Origin of the sequence: Sinorhizobium glycinis (assembly GCF_001651865.1) — a bacterium.
Lineage (GTDB): Bacteria > Pseudomonadota > Alphaproteobacteria > Rhizobiales > Rhizobiaceae > Sinorhizobium > Sinorhizobium glycinis.
Window position 1 is genome coordinate 1 of the sequence record NZ_LPUX01000013.1, and the last position, 2,036, is coordinate 2,036.

The 2,036-nt window shown below is 53.0% G+C and carries 1 protein-coding gene and 2 pseudogenes; 2 read left to right on the forward strand and 1 reads right to left on the reverse strand.

The features are described from left to right. Positions 1-76 precede the first annotated feature (76 nt). Positions 77-217: pseudogene (locus AU381_RS31145) on the forward strand (ISNCY family transposase); the annotation flags it as partial. Between the two features lie 14 nt (positions 218-231). Here the strand turns inward: AU381_RS31145 and AU381_RS29325 are convergent. After that, positions 232-415 (reverse strand): annotated as a pseudogene (locus tag AU381_RS29325) (DDE-type integrase/transposase/recombinase); the annotation flags it as partial. An 811-nt stretch (positions 416-1,226) separates the two neighbouring features. Here AU381_RS29325 and AU381_RS30555 point away from each other — a divergent pair. After that, complete coding sequence (locus AU381_RS30555; RefSeq protein ID WP_231698953.1) at positions 1,227-1,736, forward strand: L-histidine N(alpha)-methyltransferase; 510 nt, start codon at positions 1,227-1,229, stop codon at positions 1,734-1,736. The last annotated feature ends 300 nt before the right edge of the window (positions 1,737-2,036 follow it).

Consider the following 2,036-nt stretch of genomic DNA (forward strand, 5'->3'; position numbering starts at 1 on the left):
ACCCGCCATCGAAACCAGTGGCAGAAAGAAATCGCAAAAAGCCTCGGCTACTGCGGTCCTGACCGGATGGTTACTCCTTGCCGTCAGCAAGGAGACGCTGCGTCAGTGGATGATGGAAGCCGGCATCTGGGTGTTGCGACGCGAACGCAAGAAGCGGGTTTTCCAGCCGCGCGGCCGGCGCGATTGCTTCGGCGAACTCATTCAGATCGACGGCTCGCCGGGGACAGATAAAAAGTCGATCGTGCTGCCAATTTTATCGACGGCGCGGTAAAGGTATGTCCATTGACCACGGACTTTCACACGCGCCAACTTGTCGACTGCAGCCGACGCCGGTGCCAACGCAGCCGCTTTTCGATCTCCGGCGCGTATTTCTAGCCCAGCGAAAGATCGTGTAGTGATCGACAGGCACGCCCCTTCCAACGTCATTTGTTCAAGACCCCTCCCAGATTCGGGTTTGTCTTTGATCCACGTCAAGGATTACTCCTTCAAACCCTGTAGCCTCTCTTATGGGTTCAGTGAAATACGCCATGAACAGACTCATCAGGCTTATCGGCGATTGCGCCGCGCTTCTGCTCTGACTACCGAGCCGTGCTTTCTCGTGTCTGGGATCGGCGACGGCATTCGGGGACTACGCGCACCACCTTCGTTTGCGGCGGTAAGTGCGTCAACTGGGGATCCGACGAGCCGTTAAAGAATCGAGAGGCGATCAGCTTGAGCTTTCTTGAAACAAGTTTGCAGCTGTTTCGGCAAAAGTATGCGCCTGACTTAGGTGCTGAACAATACGCTCACCACACTGGAGTCGACCGGAATGGCAATCCAATGAGTGGCGCGTTGTTATGGGCTAAGGCTGAAGCCCAGAGGATCAGTAATGTGCTCGTCACTGGCACAACCAATATGGTGGATGCTGAACTCAAGTTAGCCCAAAAACTTCACGGGAGAGTCAGAGATTATGTTCAATGGCATCACCAGGACGAACGATGTCGTAAAGGAATTTCGGTTCTGGAGTATGGGCCTGGAACAGTGCGAGCCTTCCAACAGAAAACGCTTCCGCTTGTTATAGGTCTGCGAGGCGAAACCTCACGTTGCACGCTCGTCGACCGGTCAAGAGAATTCCTCGGGGACATAGCACAGTTGTCATCCGCTTTAGGGTTGAAAATCGAGTTCATACGCGGCGATATATTCTCTGGACGACGCTATTTTTCGACGATGAAGCGGCATTTATTGTCATGTTTGGCCGGACATTTGGAAATCTTGCTGTCCCAACAAATGATACGCACCCCATGGAAGCGGTCGTCGAGACGCTGAAGAAGATATCGAATAGTGCGAAGAGGTGCTGGGTTGCGATCTCAATTGGCTCAGATTTGAGGAGGGATGTGGCGAAGTCCTACTATGAAGCGCATCCTGAATTTCAGCTAAATGTGTTCTATAGAATGAAGGCAGAGCTGCCGGTCGACGGCAATTTCGATCCAGAGGCATTTGAGTATGAGCCGGATGTTATTGGTGGAGACCAATTCATGCAAGTCATACATACAGCGGTGGTCAAAAAGAACCTGGACTTTTGCATTGGCGGCAAGGATATCATCCTATTAAGTGGCGAGCGACTGCATCTGAAGAACTCTTTTTGTTTCTCTGAGTCGTTTTTCAAAAAATGTGCACACCGAGCGGGTTTTGTGCCAATAGATGTGCTCTCAGACGACGCCGGCTCAGCCATTCACGTGTTGCAGAAGGTGAATTAAACAAAACAGAAAGTGACCAGGAGTGATGTCAAGAGACAATGGGACCAGCGGCTCAGCGGCGCCTCGCCTTCGTCGATGCGCACGCTGACTTCGCCTTCCTGCTCCGCCTGAGCCAAGTGCGGAAAAGAGGTCGATGGCGGCGCCCTCGGGTGCAACAGGCGCAGCGAGTTCCAGCCGGTGCTTCACGATGACCTCTGAGCCTTGGTGGAGCACCGGCCGCTTTGATCCAGAGTTTGGGCGATGGCGAGTAAGCGAGTTAGGAAGCAACCAGAGTGTATCATAATTGGCTTGATCGTTGGG